We start from the raw sequence: 15,550 nt of genomic DNA on the forward strand, positions 1-15,550 counted from the left end.
AGTGATTTAATTAGTCTTGACGCAAAGCCGGGAATCGGTTTCTCTGTCTGGGCATGGCAGGGGGCGCCCCTGCGGCAACAGCGGTGCGCGCAAGCATCGCGTCTATTGATCCACGGGAGGACACCACGTGAAGAAGCTTCTTATCGGCACTGCCGCACTCGCTTTCGCCTCGGTCGCTGGCGCTGCTTCGGCCGAAGTTTCGGCCTGCCTCATCACCAAGACCGAAACCAACCCGTTTTTCGTCAAGATGAAAGAAGGCGCCGAAGCCGCCGCTGCCGAGCACGGCGTCACGCTTTCCTCGTTCTCGGGCAAGTTCGACACGGACGTCGAAGCCCAGGTGGCTGCGATCGAAACCTGCATCGCCAACGGCGCCAAGGGCATCCTGATCACGCCGGCGCAGTCCGCAGCCGTGGTTCCGGCTGTCACCCAGGCCCGTGATGCGGGCCTTCTGGTGATCGCTCTCGACACCCCGCTCGAGCCGATCGATGCCGCCGACGCGACCTTCGCCACCGACAACTTCCTGGCCGGCGAACTCATCGGCAAGTGGGCCGCCGGCACCCTCGGCGACGAAGCGGCCAACGCCAAGATCGCCTTCCTCGACCTCGACCCGAGCCAGCCGTCGGTCGGCGTCCTGCGCGACCAGGGCTTCATGACCGGCTTCGGCATCGACATCAAGGATCCGAACCGTTGGGGCGACGAGGACGATCCGCGCATCGTCGGACATGACACGACGCAGGGCTCGCCCGAAGGCGGCCGCAAGGCGATGGAGAACCTCCTTGCCATCGATCCTGACGTCAACGTGGTCTACGCGATCAACGAGCCGGCGGCTGCCGGCGGTTGGGAAGCCATGAAGGCGATGGGAGCGAACCCCGATGACGTGATCGTGGTCGGTGTCGACGGCGGCTGCGCCGGCGTGCGCGACGTTGAGGCGGGCGTGATCGACGCCACCTCGCAGCAGTACCCGCTGAAGATGGCCGCCTTGGGCATCGAGGCGATCGCCAAGTTTGCCGCCGACGGCAGCCTGCCGGAGAACACCCCCGGCAAGAATTTCTTCGACACCGGCGTGGCCCTGATCACTGACAAGCCGGTCGAGGGCGTGCCCTCCATCAGCGTGGCTGAAGGCCTCGAACTCTGCTGGGGTTGATCGGAACGGTCACCTGAGACCAAGATGACAGGCAGGAAGGGGCGGGCAACGGCCCGCCCCTTTTTCGGTCAATGAAAGCTTGACCACCCAGGGAGGGGACCCATGGCCGCCGACACAGACAGATACGAGGACGTTGTGAAGACGCGTCCGACGGAGCAGGTCGCCGAATTCGAGGAACACGGAAAGGGCCTTATGGACTTCGTCCATGAGAAGCTGCACCGCTATCCGTTCCTGGTGCCATTGCTCGTCATCATCATCGCGGTGATCGTGTTCGGTCTGATCAACCCGAACTTCTACCGCGTCAACACGCTCTCGGTCATCCTGCAGCAGATCGGTATCGTCGGCATCCTCGGCACCGCTCAGGCCATCGTCATCCTGACTGCGGGCATCGACCTCTCCGTTGGGGCGATGGCGATCTTCATCACGGTGATCATGGGCCAGTTCACCTTCCGGTATGGAATTCCGGCCGAGATCTCCATCGTCATCGGCCTTCTGGCGGGCACTTTCATGGGCTTCGTCAACGGCTGGCTGGTGGCAAAGGTCAAGTTGCCGCCCTTCATCGTCACGCTCGGGACCTGGCAGATCATTCTCGCCGCGAACTACATCTACTCCCGCAACGAAACCATCCGCAGCCAGGACATCGAGGCCGAGGCCCCGGCGCTCCAGTTCTGGGGAGAGATCATCCGCATAGGCGACGCGCGCGTTACATATGGCGTGATTGCCTTCCTCGTACTGGTCGCAATCATGGCCTACGTGTTGCGCCACACGGCATGGGGAAGGCATGTCTATGCCGTGGGCGACGATGCCGAGGCCGCCGAGCTGGCCGGGGTCAACACGGAAAGGGTCCTGATCCAGGTCTACACGCTGGCGGGCCTGCTCTGCGGTCTTGCCGCCTGGGTCGCCATCGGGCGCTTCGGCGCGATCTCGCCCGGCGCCTCGACAGGGGTCCAGGGCAACATCCAGTCGATCACCGCGGTGGTGATCGGGGGCATCTCGCTCTTTGGCGGGCGCGGCTCGATCATCGGCATGTTCCTCGGCGCACTGATCGTGGGCGTTTTCGAAATGGGCCTCAGGATGGCCGGGGCCGATGCGCAGTGGACCTTCCTCCTCATCGGCGTGCTGATCATCGCCGCCGTGACCGTGGACCAGTGGATCAGAAAGGTGTCGGCATGACCCAGCCCATCCTGACAGCAAAGAACCTCGTCAAGCGCTACGGCCGTGTCGTCGCCCTGGACCATTGCGACTTCGAGTTGATGCCGGGCGAAATCCTCGCCGTGATCGGGGACAACGGCGCCGGCAAGTCCACCCTCATCAAGGCGCTCTGCGGCGCCGTGACCCCGGACGAGGGCGAGGTCTATCTGGACGGCAAGAGGGTCAATTTCTCCTCGCCGATCGACGCCCGCGAGGCAGGGATCGAGACCGTCTACCAGACGCTCGCGGTCAGCCCGGCGCTGTCCATCGCGGACAACATGTTCATGGGCCGCGAGATCCGGCAGGAAGGCATCATGGGCAAGTGGTTCCGCAAGCTCGACCGCAAGAAGATGGAGCAGTTCGCGCGGGAGAAGCTTACCGAACTCGGCCTGATGACGATCCAGAACATCAATCAGGCGGTGGAAACGCTGTCTGGCGGCCAGCGTCAGGGCGTGGCGGTGGCGCGCGCCGCGGCCTTCGGGTCGAAGGTCATCATCCTCGACGAACCGACCGCGGCCCTTGGCGTCAAGGAAAGCCGCCGGGTTCTGGAACTGATCCTCGACGTGCGGTCGCGCGGCATCCCGATCATACTGATCAGCCACAACATGCCGCATGTCTTCGAAGTCGCCGACAGGATCCATGTCCATCGGCTCGGGCGCAGGCTCTGCGTCGTCGATCCGAAGGAATACACGATGTCCGACGCGGTGGCCTTCATGACCGGCGCCAAGGAGCCGCCACCGGAGCCGGCAGCGGCCTGAACCTCAGGGGGGCGGCCGCCTAGGAGGCCGCTCCGCGCCATGGCCCCGCGCGGCGGAGCCTGAGCGCGTTCGTCACGACGAAGACCGAGGAAAGCGCCATCGCTCCGGCCGCGAGCATCGGTGAGAGAAGCAGGCCGTTCAGCGGATAGAGAACCCCGGCCGCGACCGGGATCAGGACGACATTGTAGCCGAAGGCCCAGAACAGGTTCTGGCGGATGTTCCGCATCGTCGCGCGCGACAGCCGGATCGCGTCGGACACCGCGCCGGGATCGCCGGTCATCAGCACGACCTCCGCCGATTCTATGGCGACGTCGGTTCCTGTCCCGATGGCGAGGCCGACGTCGGACGAGGCCAGCGCCGGGGCATCGTTTATCCCGTCACCCACGAAGGCGAGTGTGCTTGCGTCTTCGCGGAGCGTGGCGAGCGCGGCGACCTTGCCCTCGGGCAGGACCTCGGCCACGACCCGGTCGATGCCGAGGCTGCGGGCGACCGCATCCGCCGTCGCGCGCATGTCGCCGGAGATCATAGCGGTCTTGAGGCCCATGCCGTGCAGCGCCTCGATCGCCACGCGGGCGCCGGGCTTCACCGGGTCCGAGATGCCCAGGATGGCGACCGCCTTGCCGTCGAGCGCCACGAAGACGGGCGTCATGGCTTCCTCGGCCAAGGCCGTCGCCCTTGCAGCGAGGGCAGCGGGGTCTATGCCCTCGGCTACAAGCATCGCGCGGTTGCCGACCACGACGCGGGTGCCCTCGACCTCGGCGGTCAGGCCCTTGCCGGGCGTCGCCGCGACCCTGGCGGGCTTCAGCAGCATCAGCCCGCGCGAACCTGCTTCCGCGGTGATCGCGCGCGCAAGCGGATGTTCGGACCGCGCCTCGACCGAGGCAGCGAGCGTCAGCACGCGAGCCTCATCCATGCCATCCGCGCAGGCGATCGCGGTGACGCGTGGCGTCCCCTCGGTCAGGGTGCCAGTCTTGTCGAACGCGACGATCCCCGTCTCTGCGAGCCGCTGGAGCGCGTCGCCGCGGCGATAGAGCAGACCGAGTTCCGCGCCCCGCCCCGTGCCCACGAGGATCGACACGGGCGTCGCAAGGCCCATCGCGCAGGGGCAGGCGATGATCAGGACGGAGATCGCCGCGACCAGCGCGTTCGTGATCGAGGGTGCGGGGCCCAATGCTAGCCAGAGAAGGAAGGTGATCGCCGAAAGCGTCATCACCACCGGCACGAACCAGCGCGTGATCCGGTCCACCAGCGCCTGGACCGGCAGCTTGCCGCCCTGCGCGTCCTCGACCATCCGGACGATGCGGGAAAGGACGGTATCCGCCCCAACCGCAGTGACCCTGAAGCTCAGCGCCGAGGTGCCGTTCACGGTGCCGCCGGTGACCGGGTCGCCGGGCCGCTTCGCGACCGGAGCCGGTTCGCCGGTCAGCATGCTTTCGTCGATCCAGGTCTCGCCATCGGTCACGACCCCGTCCGCCGCGACCCGCTCGCCGGGGGAGAGGAGGACGATGTCACCCGGCCTCAGTTCCGTGATCGGAATGACCACCGAGCCACCCGGTCGTTCGACCGTCGCTGTCTCTGGGCGGAGCCCGACGAGACGCTTGATCGCCTCCCCCGCCTGTCCCTTGGCGCGCGCCTCAAGGAGGCGCCCGAGGAGGATCAGCGTGACGATGACCGCAGCCGCTTCGAAATAGACGGCGCGCGCGTGTTCGGGAAGTAGCGAGGGCGCGAGCGTGGCGACCGAGGAATAGGCAAAACCGGCAAGCGCGCCGATCGCGACGAGGGAGTTCATCTCGGGTACGCCCTTGAGGAGCGCGGGGATGCCGATGGTCAGGAACCTCCGGCCAGGGAAGATCAGGACGAGCGCGGTCAGCACCATCTGGATCAGCCACGATGTCGTCTCGCCGATGGTCGCGGCGATCCAGTGATGCATTGGCGGATACATGTGCGGGCCCATGGCCAGCACCACAACCGGCAGCGACAGGACGGCCGAAAGGTAGAAATCCCGCCGAAGCCGCGCGATCTCGGCCGCTGCCCGGTCGAGCCGCGCCTCGGGGGCGGAATCCGCCGAGGGCCGCGCCTCGTAGCCGGCCTTGCCGACAGCCATCGCGAGTTCGGTGGGCGAGGTCACTCCCGCCGCATAGCGGACCGTCGCGCCCTTGGTCGCCAGGTTGACCTCGGCCGCGAGCACGCCGGGCTGTGCCATGAGCGTGCGTTCCACCCTCCCCGTGCAGGAGGCGCAGGTCATGCCATCGACGTCGAGACGGGCGGTTTCCACCGTGACGCCGTATCCCGCCGAGCGGACCGCTTCGGCGAGGACCGCCGGGTCGGCCGGGGCGTCGAAGTCGGCCGTGACCGCGCCCGTGGCGAAGTTCGCCGAGGCCGCCGTAACGCCGGGCTGGGCCCTGAGGGCGCGTTCGACCCGCGCGGTGCAGGACGCGCAGGTCATGCCCTCGACATTGAGGCGCAGGGTTTGCGTCATGTCAGATCCATCGTCCGGTTCCTTGACTCCATCGACATGGAGGCGTCGAGGGGAAAGGTCAATCGCGGGGCAGCCTCACATCTCCTCGCGGAGAGTGATAGGGACGCCGTCCGTGATCTGGTCGGAGGGGTGCGTGATGACCGACTGGCCGGCCTCGACACCCGCGAGTATCTGTGCCGTGCGCGCGTTCCTTTGGCCGACTTCCACATCCGCAAGGCGGGCCGTGTCGCCCTCGGCCACGAAAACAGCCCATTCCCCGCCATGCCGGAAGAGCGCCGAGAGGGGGACCTGAACCACGTCGTCGGCTTCCCAGACGACGATCCGCAGGAACACCGCGAACTGGTCTCCAAGGCCAGGCCGCTCCTCGGGCGGCGAGAGGAGGGAGAAGATCGCGTCCACCCGCTGCTCCTCGATCCCGAGGGCGGAGACCTTCGTCACCGCCGAAGGTTCGATGCGCATCAACTCGGCGCGGAGCGCCTCGGGTCCGCCCCAGCGTTCGACCGCCGCCCTGGCGTTCGCCGGCAGGCGGACCGCGTCCGCCGAAAGGAGGTCGGCCACGATCTCGAGGTTGTCTGGCTGACCGATGGAGACAAGGGGCGAGCCGGGCGTGACCGTGTGTTCGGAGACATTCGCCACGGAAAGCACGCGCCCCGTGATCGGCGCGCGCAGCGTCACGCAACATGCCTCGCCGCCGGGATCGGTCCCGGCGCCCGGTTCGATCAACGCCGCGCGTGCGCGTTCGAGCGAGCTCCTGGCCATGGCCACCGAGGATTGTGCCGCCTCGCGCGTGGCAACGCGGATCGACAAGATCTTGCTCGCATCCTCAAGCTGCGTGAGCGAGGAAACGCCGCGTTCGACCAGCGTCTTGATCCTGTCGTACTGGCTCTGCGCGTAGGCGAGTTCCTCTTCCGCCTGCCGGACCTGGCTTTCCGCCAGCCGAAGTGCCGCCTCTGCCTCGTGAACCGCGGCCTCGGCCTGAACGCGGGAGCGGGTGTCGAGCAACGAGGGCGCGATCGGTTCCACGACCGCGACGACGGTCTCGCCTGCGATCACCTCGTCGCCCACCTCGACCGGCGAGCGGCGCGCCGTCCCCGCGATCGGAGCCGAGATGTCGAAGACCTCGCGGATCCTGGTGCGACCGTCCGCGTTCACGGTGACCTCCATCGGGCCCTGGACGACCTCGACCAGGTCGACCGCGACGGGTTCGGTGCGGAAGGCGAACCACAACAGTCCTCCCAGGACGACGATCCCGACGATCGCGGAGCCAACGGTGCGGGGTTTGAGGTCCATGAGGTTACTCCCGTGTTTTCATCACCGCGACGAGGTCCAGTGTATCGAGGCGCCGCCGGACGACCAGCGCAGACGCGAGGGCCGTCGCCAGGACGATCAGACTGGCCCTGGCGAAGGTCGCAGGCTGGATGACGAAGGGTATCGCGTAGAGATCGCTTTCGAAGCCCAGAGCGAGGGCGGCGGCGATGCCCATGCCGATGAGCCATCCGACCGGCTGCGCGAGGATCGCGATGATCATGCTTTCGCCGACGAGGATGAAGGAAACTTCGGCGCGGGTGAAACCGAGGATGCGAAGGCTCGCAAGCTCGCGCGCACGCTCGGACAGGTGGATGCGCGCACCGTTGTAGGTGACGCCGATCGTGATCAGCGCGGCGACGGTGATGTAGATCGTCTGCATGATCACGACGTTCTCGTTGATCGTGTCCTCGAAGGATTGGCGCATGTCGTTCAGCATGACGGTCCCGGACAGCGTCGGCATCTCCTTCAGGGCTGCGTGGAAGGCAGGCAGCGCGGCCTCGTCGACGGTGACGTTCGCGACGGATGTCCGGGGCGCCTGGCGGAACATGCGGTTCAGCGTCTCGGCGTCCATGTAGGCGCCGAGCCCGATATAGGTTTCGATCGTGTCCGAAACGACGATGTCGAAGCTTTCGCGCCGCCCGGTCAGGAAGTCGACCTGCACCGTATCGCCGGGAATGACGTTGAGCTGCCGTGCCAGGCGGTCGGCGAGGATGATGCCTTCCTTGGGCGCCGACAGTACGCCGCCCTTGCCGTCGACGACACGGCTTAGATCGGTGTCGGAGCGCCGCGCCTCGATGGAAACGCGCTTTTCCAGGTGGCCGTTGCGCAGGACCGCGACGTCGAATTGCTGGCCCTCGATCTGCATCACCCCCGGCAGCGTGCGCAGGTCTTCCAGCGCGGCTTCGGGGATGTCGTGGGGAAAGATCAGCACGGCGTCCTGCCGGTTGGACTGGTAGAAGGCGGTGTCCATCATCTTGTCCATCGCGTCGTCGAAGAAATAGGACGATACCAGGATCGAGACAGAGAACCCGATGCCGAGGATCGACAGGGCCGTTCGCACTGGCCAGCGCGCGAGGCTGCGCAGGATCATCATCACGGGCTGCGAGGGGCGAAGTGCGGTCAGCAGACGGTCGAAGAGCGACCGGGAGAAGCGCGGCGGGGCCGGGGGCTGCATCGCCACCGCAGGCTCCATCCTTGCCGCGGCCAGCGCGGCCCTTATTGCCCCGAGCGCGGCGGTGGCGAGGCCCAGAAGGCCCGAGAGCGCATAGGGCGCGACGGGCACGCGGAAGATGAGGTAGGGGAAGTCGAAGAACCTTGCATAGAGCCGCGCGAGCCCGGCGCCGAGGTAGGCACCCACCGCCCAGCCGATGAGGATGCCGAGCACCGCCGTCAGCGCCGCGAGCATCAGGTAGTGGACACAGATTTCGATGTCGGAATATCCGATGGCCTTCAGAAGCCCGATCTCCTCGCGTTCGAGCGTGACGATCCGGCCGATGACCATGTTCACGAGGAAGGCCGAAATCGCGAAGAAGATCGGCGGCAGGATCATCGACATGGTCCGCAACTGCTTGAGTTCGCCGTCGACGAAGGCGTGCGACTGTTGCGTTTCGCGCGTCTGCGCGCCGATCCCGCCGTAGGGTTCGAGAAGCGCGTCGAGCCTGTCGAGAACCTCCTTCTTCTCCGTGCCTGCGGCGACGGTCAGCGACAGGTCGTTGAAGGCGCCGGTCATGTCGAAGGCCGCCGCCGCGGCACGTTCGGGCATCCACAGGATCCCGAACCCCTCGTTGTCCGGCATCATCGCGCCGGGCCCGAGCGTGTAGATGAACTCGGGCGACAGCGCGGTTCCTGTGATTGTCAGCGTGCGCTTGCGGCCGTTCAGGTTGGCTTCGATCGTATCGCCGGGAACGTAGCCGTTCGCTTCGGCGAAGGGTTCGTTCACCATGATCTCGTCGGGTGCGTCCGGGTCGGGGGCGCGGCCCGAGCGCAGCAGCGGCACATTGAGCCGCGGCTCCCCCGAGGCGGGCAGCGACAGGACCTGGCCGACGGCCGTCTCGACCCGGTTGGGAAGGTCGAGGATCACGAGGCCCGAAACGCGCGGTTCGGCAACGAGGATGCCCGGAATCTCCTCGATCTCCGGCATGAGCGTCAGCGGCGCGCGGCGCGTCGAGGCGAAGATGTCCGCGAAGCGGTTGCGTTCGTAGTAGGCGGCGCGGGTTTCCTCCAGCGCACGGTACATGCCGAAGGCGGTCAGGAGGATCATCACGCCGCAGGCAAGCACCAGCGCGATGGCGAGCGCCTGCGTCCACAGCCGCTTGAAATCCCGCAGGAGCTTCTTGTCGAGGGCGTGCAGTCCTACCATTCGATCTCCGCCGGATCGAGCCGGGTTTCGTTCACCTCGACCTCGCCGATCTTGCCGTCATGGAAACGGATCACGCGATGCGCCATCTTCCGGATCGCGGCGTTGTGCGTGATGACCACGGTCGTGGTGCCGAAGCGGTCGTTGATATCCTTCAGCGCCTTCAGGACGGTCGCGCCGGTCTTGCTGTCGAGCGCGCCGGTCGGTTCGTCGCAGAGAAGCACGTCCGGCTGCTTCGCGATGGCCCGCGCGATCGCGACGCGCTGCTGTTCGCCGCCTGAGAGCTCGGCGGGGAAATGGTCCATCCGGTGGCCGAGACCGACGAGTTCCAGCGCCTGGTCGGCGGGCATCGGATTGGCCGCGACATCGGTGACGAGCTGGACGTTCTCGCGGGCCGTGAGAGAGGCCACGAGGTTGTAGAACTGGAAGACGAATCCAACGTGGTCGCGCCGGTAGCGCGTGAGTTCCCGGTCGCTCATCGCCGAGAGCTGGTGATCGGTGAACCAGACTTCGCCGCTCGTCGCTCGGTCGAGGCCGCCGAGGATGTTGAGGAAGGTCGACTTCCCCGATCCGGAGGGGCCGAGAAGGACCGTCAGCTCGCCCGCGAAAAGTTCCAGCGAGATGCCGGCGAGGGCCCGCACCTGGATCGGGCCGGTTTCGTAGATCTTCGTCAGGTCCTTCGTCCAGAAGACGGCTTCGGGCATGGGCGTTCCTCTCCCGGCCAGATGGCATGGCCATGAAACACCCGTCATTGATCCCGCTCAAGCACGCACCGGGAAATTCGCCGTGATACACATTCTGTATATTGAATGTGTATTGATTCGCGCCTATATCAGCCGCGACAACACATCCATCGAGGAAAGCAAGAAATGACCCTTGACCGCACCATCCTGATGTTCGCTGGCGCGATGGTTCTTCTCAGCGTCGTGCTGACGACTTTCGTTTCGCCCTACTTCGTCTGGTTCACGGTCTTCATCGGCGTGAACCTGATCCAGTCCTCGATCACCGGCCTCTGCCCGGCGGCTTCGATCTTCCGCAAGCTGGGCGTGAAGAACGGCTGCGCCTTCAAGTAACGCGCGGTCAGACGGGGATGCGCGAGGCTATGTAGCGCGCGAATTCCCAGTTCGGGCGTTCGAGATGCGACAAAGGCCCGGGCTCGCTGAGCCCGGCGCAAAGCCCGCGGTAAACCCGTTCGGTACAGCCCTTGTCCTCCGCGTTCACCTCGTCGAGGAGAGCGCGGAGGCGGGCGAAATGCTCTTGCGCCTTCGGGTCCTCCACGAATTCCGGCGCGAGTCCTCCGCCGAAGAGAACGTTGACACCCCCCGGCCCGTCGGGCGTCAGCGACAGGTACCAGAAATACCCCGGCGACAGCGTGATGAGCAGCGAGGGGTAGATCGACAGAAGCCAGGTCGTGCGCCTTTCGTCACCCGCCAGCGTCTTGTTCGTCGGATGCGCGAGCGTCAGGTCCAGCGCGTCATTCTTCAGGATGTAGTGATAGTTGAACTCGGGGAATCCTTCGGGGCAGGTCATCTTCATCAGGTCGACATGCCCGCCGATCGTCGCCTCGTGACACTGCGGCAGGTGGTAGCTTTCCATGAAGTTCTCGGCCAGCACCTTCCAGTTGGTGGCCCAGCGGAATTCCTCGCGGAACGCCTCGACGTAGTTCTCCATCCGGTACTTGCCGACGAGGTCCTCGACCTTCGACAGCCGCTCTGCGGGCGAGGGCGCTTCGGGGTTGAGCGAGACCATGATCCAGCCCAGCCATTCCTCGCAACGCACCTCGGGCAGCGCGATCCTGTCGCGGCAGAAGGCTTCGTTCCGCCCCATCGCCGGCGCGCCCCGAAGAGTACCGTCGAGGTTGTAGGTCCAGGCGTGGTAAGGGCAGGTGATGAGGCGCGTGTTGCCCCGGCCTTCCAGCAGCGTCGACATCCGGTGCCGGCATACGTTCGACATCGCGCGAAGCTTCCCAGAACCGTCGCGCAGCACGATGACCGGTTCGCCCGCGATGGTCATCGTCAGGTAGTCGCCCGTATCCGGAAGCGCGTCGGACCTTCCGGCACAGAGCCATTCGGCAGCGAATATGTGCTTTTCCTCCAGCGCGAGGAATGCGGGCGACGTGTAGACCGATTTCGGCATCGCGCGCGCCGACTCGAAAGGGCCCTCTACGCACGCGCGAAGTTCCTGGGCCGGGGTCATCGGTTCGTGGCGAGTCATGGCGCGTCTCCGTTCGGACAAAATATCATTCACGATCCCGAGGCCGAGGAAAAGGGAGGCGCTTGCCGCAGAGCCCGATGCCTTGCTACCTTTTTGCGAAAGAAAGGTATCTTCACGATGCTCGATCGTAGAAAGTTCATTGCGGGTGCGGCCGCCGCGACGGCTATGAGCGGTGTCGGGCTCAGTGCCTCTGCGACGACGGCGGAACCTTCCTATCTTGAACTCGGAGGGCCGCAGATCGCGCCGGAACTCATGCCGCAGGTTGTCCGGGTCAAGCGTGATTTCGTGCCCGGCTCGATCATCGTCGTATCATCGCGCTACCACCTCTACTTCATCACCAAGACCGGCCAGGCGATCCGCTACGGAGTGGCCGTGGGGCGAGGGGAACTGGTCTTCCGGGGCGAGGCCATGGTCGGCAGAAAGGTCGAATGGCCAAGCTGGAAGCCGACACCCGCGATGATCGAACGCAACCCGGCGGCATATGCCAGATATGCCGAAGGCATGCCCGGCGGGCCGAACAATCCTCTGGGCGCCCGGGCACTCTACCTGTTCCAGAACGGCCACGACACCGCCGTCCGCATCCACGGCACGATCGAGCCGCAATCCATCGGGCAGTCCGTCTCGAACGGCTGCATCCGCATGGTCAACGAACATGTGATCGACCTCTACAACCGCGTCGCGCTCGGGGCACCGGTTTCGGTATACTGACTTGACGACGAAGCCTGTCCGGCACGTCCTGGCCTTTCCGCGCCGGGCCTGAAGCGCCCGGGCGGCGATCGCGCCCGTGTGACGCCGCGCCCCTTCCGGTGCCCGACAGCGCGCTGTAAGAGGGGGCATGGCGATCACGCTTTCCTCCCTCGCAGACCTTGCCGCACTGGGCTTCGACACGATCATCGATGCCCGGGCGCCCTCGGAATATGCCGAAGACCACCTGCCCGGGGCGATAAACCTTCCCGTCCTCGATGACGCGGAGCGTGCGCGGGTCGGAACCGTCTACAAGCAGGAATCTCCCTTCCTCGCGCGCAAGATCGGCGCGGCGCTGGTGGCGAAAAACGTGGCGGCGCATCTCGAAGGGCCGTTGGCGGACAAGCCCGGCGGCTGGCGTCCGCTGGTCTATTGCTGGCGCGGCGGGCAGCGGTCCGGATCCTTCGCGACGATCCTCGCGCAGGTCGGCTGGCGGGTGGAGACGGTCCAGGGCGGCTACAAGGCCTGGCGGCAGCTGGTGGTGGACCACGTGCAGAACCGGCCGGTCGCCGCGCCGGTCGTGGTGCTGGACGGCAATACCGGGACCGCGAAGACCGACATCCTTACGCTCCTGGCGGCGCGTGGCCACCAGGTGATCGACCTTGAGGGACTGGCGAACCATCGCGGCTCGCTCTTCGGCGGGCGGCCAGGCGGGCAGCCTTCGCAAAAGGCATTCGAGGGGCGGCTGGCGATCAAACTTGCCTCGCTCGACCCGACGCGCCCCCTGATCGTCGAGGCGGAATCGAGCAAGATCGGTTCGGTCGTCGTGCCGAAACAGCTTTGGGCGGCGATGTGCGCGGCGCCGAGGGTCCGCGTTTCGGCACCACTCGATGCGCGGGCCGACTACCTCGCACGGGCCTACGGCGACCTCTGCGAGGACCGCCAAAGGCTGGCCGAGGTGATCGGGCGCCTGCGCCCTCTTCACGCCGCCGAGGTGATCGAGGAATGGCTCGGCCTTGCCGAAGCCAATCAGTTCAGGACGCTGGCCCGCGACCTGATGCTGCGCCACTACGACCCGCGCTACTCGCGCCACCGCGCGCGCTTCGAGCCGGATCGGGAGGTGGAGGTGGCCGTGGACAGTCTCGCGCCCGAAGCGCTCGCAGACGCGGCCGACCGTGTGGTCGAGGCCGTGGCGCGGCTCGCGTGACGGCGCGCTTCGAAGCGGTCTAGCCCTCAATCGTCAGAAACGGCGCGCCTTCGGCGACATGACCGATGATGGCGGCCTGTTCCCCCGCTTCGAGGAGTTCGGCGAGAAGGGCATCGGCGACTTCCCCCGGCACCGCGGCCAGAAGCCCCCCCGCCGTCTGCGGGTCGAACAGCAGGTCCGCGCGCGGGCTTTCCGTGTAGAACATCCGCGCGCTCGCCGCGCGGTTCGCGGGTAACAGCGTCGAGCCGTGGCCGGCGGCGGAGAGCGCCTCCGCGCCGTCGAGGACGGGCAGGGCGCAGAGGTCGAGCGTGGCGGCGACGCCTGAGGCGTCGAGAAGTCCCAGCAGGTGTCCGGCGAGTCCAAAACCCGTCAGGTCGGTCATGGCGCGTGCGTGGGGGGAGAGGATCGCCGAGGCGCGGTCCTGAGGACGCGCCATCGAAGCGAGCGCGCGGGCCACGACGCGGCCCGACGCTGCGCGCGCCATTTCCGCGGCGAGGATCACGCCCGTGCCAACGGGTTTCGTCAGGATCAGCGCGTCCCCCGGCCGTGCGCCGGACTGACCTATGGCTGCCTTCCCGCTCAGGCCCGTCACGGTGAAGCCAACGGTAAGCTCCGCCCCGAGGCTCGTGTGGCCGCCGACGATATCCGCCCCGGCCCCGGCGAAGGTCCGTTGCGCGGCATCCATGATCTCGGCCAGGGTCCGCGCCTGAAGCGCGGGCGACATCCGCGGAAGGATCACCTGCGCAAGCGCCGCCTGCGGCCGCGCGCCCATCGCCCAGACGTCGCCCATCGCATGAACGGCGGTGATGCGGGCGAGAAGCCAGGGATCCTCGGTGAAGGCACGCACATGGTCCGTCGTCATCACCTGTTGCCCGGTGCCGTGCGCCAGGACCGCTGCGTCATCGCCCGCGCCGGTCAGGACGTCGGGACGTGAGGGCGCCGGGAGCTCCGTGAGTGCCGCCTTCAGATCCGCCTGTCCGACCTTCGCGCCGCAGCCCCCGCAGAGCGGCTTTCCCTTGCCGAGTTCCTCGGCCACGCCATCGGCGACGCGCGAGGGCAGGGGTGTGGGCTTCATCTCGGGCAGCGACTGGAACATGCGCATGAAGCGGCGGTCGATCCGGTCCTTCCAGCGCCAGGCCCAGGCGCCATGCAGCGTCAGGCCGAGGCGGTCGGCGACCGCGCCCTTGCCGCCGGTCGAGATCAGCTTGAGGTAGTCGCGTTGGGGGCTGTAGCCGCGCATCCGGCCCTTCCCGGTCAGCGCGACGGTCAGGTTCCGAAGAAGGAACGGCGCCTCGCGAACGGCGTAGACGCCGGCCTTGGGGCGCGGCGCATGGGACAGATGCGCGATGTCTCCCGCCGCGAAGATCGCCGGATCGGTGAGAGAGCGGAGCGTCTTGTCCACGGTGACGAAGCCTTGGGTGAGATCGAGGCCGGTGTCGCGCAGCCAGTCCTGAGGGCGCGTTCCGGCCGCGCCGAGCGTGAAGTCGGATGCGATGTGCGTGCCATCAGCCAGTTCCACCGAATCCGCGTGAATGCGCGCGGCGGGCGCGTTGGTCAGAAGCGTCACGCCCGCCTTGTCGAGATGCTCGATCAGGCGTCTGCGCGAGCCCTGGGCGATGAGCATCAGCGCCTCGGCCTCGGCCTCGATCACGGTGACCTCGGACGACGGTCCGAGCCGGTGCCTGGCGGCAAGCGCAAGCTCCACCCCCGCGACGCCGCCACCGATCACCGCGACGCGCTTGGTGCCTTCACGTGCCGCCTCGGCGAAAGATCCCCAGGCGTCGGCGAAGGCGTCGAGAGGTTTCGCGGGAACCGCATGCTCGGCGAAGCCCGGGATCTCCGGCATGTCGGAGCTGATCCCGATGTCGATGGAGAGGATGTCATAGGCAACCGGAGGCCGCTCGGGCACGGTAACCGTCCTCGCCGCGCGGTCGATTCCCTCCGCGCGGCCGAGGATCAGCCGCGCCCCGGCGAAACGCGCGAGCTGGACGAGGTCGATCTCCAGTTCCTCGCGCCGGTAATGCCCTGCGACGAGACCCGGCAGCATCCCCGAATAGGCCGCGGTCGGCCCGGGATTGATGAGCGTCAGCCGTACGCCGGGAATGGGGTTCATCCCCCACATGCGCAGGACCAGCGCATGCGTGTGCCCGCCCCCGATCATCACGAGGTCACGCGTCAGGGGTATGTCGGGTCTCTGCATCGGGCTCTC

The 15,550-nt window shown here is 66.8% G+C and carries 13 protein-coding genes; 7 read left to right on the plus strand and 6 right to left on the minus strand.

The window, feature by feature from the left end:
- Positions 1–127: 127 nt before the first annotated feature.
- From ABCN56_RS11210 to ABCN56_RS11220, 3 genes are all read left to right on the plus strand, one after another.
- On the plus strand, positions 128–1,144 hold the full coding sequence (locus tag ABCN56_RS11210; protein ID WP_343080875.1) for a substrate-binding domain-containing protein: 1,017 nt from the start codon (positions 128–130) through the stop codon (positions 1,142–1,144).
- A gap of 102 nt (positions 1,145–1,246) precedes the next feature.
- A complete protein-coding gene (locus ABCN56_RS11215; RefSeq protein WP_343080876.1) occupies positions 1,247–2,317 on the plus strand; it encodes an ABC transporter permease in 1,071 nt (356 codons plus the stop codon).
- On the plus strand, positions 2,314–3,093 hold the full coding sequence (locus tag ABCN56_RS11220) for an ATP-binding cassette domain-containing protein (RefSeq protein WP_343080877.1): 780 nt from the start codon (positions 2,314–2,316) through the stop codon (positions 3,091–3,093). The genes ABCN56_RS11215 and ABCN56_RS11220 overlap by 4 nt, the downstream gene beginning before the upstream one ends.
- Positions 3,094–3,112: 19 nt before the next feature.
- On the opposite strand, the gene ABCN56_RS11225 is transcribed toward ABCN56_RS11220, so the two are convergent.
- From ABCN56_RS11225 to ABCN56_RS11240, 4 genes are all read right to left on the minus strand, one after another.
- On the minus strand, positions 3,113–5,572 hold the full coding sequence (locus tag ABCN56_RS11225; protein ID WP_343080878.1) for a heavy metal translocating P-type ATPase: 2,460 nt from the start codon (positions 5,570–5,572) through the stop codon (positions 3,113–3,115).
- A 75-nt stretch (positions 5,573–5,647) separates the two neighbouring features.
- A complete protein-coding gene (locus tag ABCN56_RS11230; protein ID WP_343080879.1) occupies positions 5,648–6,862 on the minus strand; it encodes an efflux RND transporter periplasmic adaptor subunit in 1,215 nt (404 codons plus the stop codon).
- 4 nt (positions 6,863–6,866) lie between these two features.
- Positions 6,867–9,239 carry an ABC transporter permease gene (locus ABCN56_RS11235; RefSeq protein WP_343080880.1) on the minus strand — a complete coding sequence of 791 codons (2,373 nt, stop codon included), beginning with the start codon at positions 9,237–9,239 and terminating at the stop codon, positions 6,867–6,869.
- A complete protein-coding gene (locus ABCN56_RS11240) occupies positions 9,233–9,940 on the minus strand; it encodes an ABC transporter ATP-binding protein (protein ID WP_343080881.1) in 708 nt (235 codons plus the stop codon). The genes ABCN56_RS11235 and ABCN56_RS11240 overlap by 7 nt, the downstream gene beginning before the upstream one ends.
- Between ABCN56_RS11240 and ABCN56_RS11245 the strand changes: the two genes are divergently transcribed.
- Positions 9,939–10,109, plus strand: a complete 171-nt coding sequence (locus ABCN56_RS11245) for a hypothetical protein (protein ID WP_343080882.1) — start codon at positions 9,939–9,941, stop codon at positions 10,107–10,109. The two genes, ABCN56_RS11240 and ABCN56_RS11245, sit on opposite strands and share 2 nt — an antisense overlap.
- The gene (locus tag ABCN56_RS11250; protein ID WP_343080883.1) at positions 10,106–10,309 is read left to right on the plus strand and encodes a YgaP family membrane protein; all 204 of its coding nucleotides are present in this window, start codon (positions 10,106–10,108) and stop codon (positions 10,307–10,309) included. Before ABCN56_RS11245 ends, ABCN56_RS11250 begins: the two co-directional genes overlap by 4 nt.
- Before the next feature lie 7 nt (positions 10,310–10,316).
- Here the strand turns inward: ABCN56_RS11250 and ABCN56_RS11255 are convergent, their stop codons facing one another.
- Entirely contained in the window at positions 10,317–11,450 is a 1,134-nt protein-coding gene (locus ABCN56_RS11255; protein ID WP_343080884.1) for an aromatic ring-hydroxylating oxygenase subunit alpha, read from the minus strand.
- Between the two features lie 117 nt (positions 11,451–11,567).
- On the opposite strand from ABCN56_RS11255, the gene ABCN56_RS11260 reads away from it, so the two are divergent.
- On the plus strand, positions 11,568–12,158 hold the full coding sequence (locus ABCN56_RS11260) for a L,D-transpeptidase (RefSeq protein ID WP_343080885.1): 591 nt from the start codon (positions 11,568–11,570) through the stop codon (positions 12,156–12,158).
- A gap of 127 nt (positions 12,159–12,285) precedes the next feature.
- Complete coding sequence (gene mnmH / locus ABCN56_RS11265; RefSeq protein ID WP_343080886.1) at positions 12,286–13,341, plus strand: tRNA 2-selenouridine(34) synthase MnmH; 1,056 nt, start codon at positions 12,286–12,288, stop codon at positions 13,339–13,341.
- Positions 13,342–13,360: 19 nt separating this feature from the next.
- On the opposite strand, the gene selD is transcribed toward mnmH, so the two are convergent.
- Positions 13,361–15,541 (minus strand): selenide, water dikinase SelD, encoded by a 2,181-nt coding sequence (selD, locus tag ABCN56_RS11270; RefSeq protein ID WP_343080887.1) that lies wholly within the window; start codon positions 15,539–15,541, stop codon positions 13,361–13,363.
- Between the last annotated feature and the right edge of the window lie 9 nt (positions 15,542–15,550).

The organism is Ostreiculturibacter nitratireducens (assembly GCF_032670585.1).
GTDB lineage: Bacteria > Pseudomonadota > Alphaproteobacteria > Rhodobacterales > Rhodobacteraceae > Ostreiculturibacter > Ostreiculturibacter nitratireducens.

Coding starts and splice junctions, on each gene's coding strand:
- ABCN56_RS11215 (WP_343080876.1), top strand. CDS start 1,247: ATGGCCGCCGACACAGACAGATACGAGGACGTTGTGAAGACGCGTCCG.
- ABCN56_RS11220 (WP_343080877.1), top strand. CDS start 2,314: ATGACCCAGCCCATCCTGACAGCAAAGAACCTCGTCAAGCGCTACGGC.
- ABCN56_RS11225 (WP_343080878.1), bottom strand. CDS start 5,572: ATGACGCAAACCCTGCGCCTCAATGTCGAGGGCATGACCTGCGCGTCC.
- ABCN56_RS11230 (WP_343080879.1), bottom strand. CDS start 6,862: ATGGACCTCAAACCCCGCACCGTTGGCTCCGCGATCGTCGGGATCGTC.
- ABCN56_RS11235 (WP_343080880.1), bottom strand. CDS start 9,239: ATGGTAGGACTGCACGCCCTCGACAAGAAGCTCCTGCGGGATTTCAAG.
- ABCN56_RS11245 (WP_343080882.1), top strand. CDS start 9,939: ATGGGCGTTCCTCTCCCGGCCAGATGGCATGGCCATGAAACACCCGTC.
- ABCN56_RS11240 (WP_343080881.1), bottom strand. CDS start 9,940: ATGCCCGAAGCCGTCTTCTGGACGAAGGACCTGACGAAGATCTACGAA.
- ABCN56_RS11250 (WP_343080883.1), top strand. CDS start 10,106: ATGACCCTTGACCGCACCATCCTGATGTTCGCTGGCGCGATGGTTCTT.
- ABCN56_RS11255 (WP_343080884.1), bottom strand. CDS start 11,450: ATGACTCGCCACGAACCGATGACCCCGGCCCAGGAACTTCGCGCGTGC.
- ABCN56_RS11260 (WP_343080885.1), top strand. CDS start 11,568: ATGCTCGATCGTAGAAAGTTCATTGCGGGTGCGGCCGCCGCGACGGCT.
- mnmH (WP_343080886.1), top strand. CDS start 12,286: ATGGCGATCACGCTTTCCTCCCTCGCAGACCTTGCCGCACTGGGCTTC.
- selD (WP_343080887.1), bottom strand. CDS start 15,541: ATGCAGAGACCCGACATACCCCTGACGCGTGACCTCGTGATGATCGGG.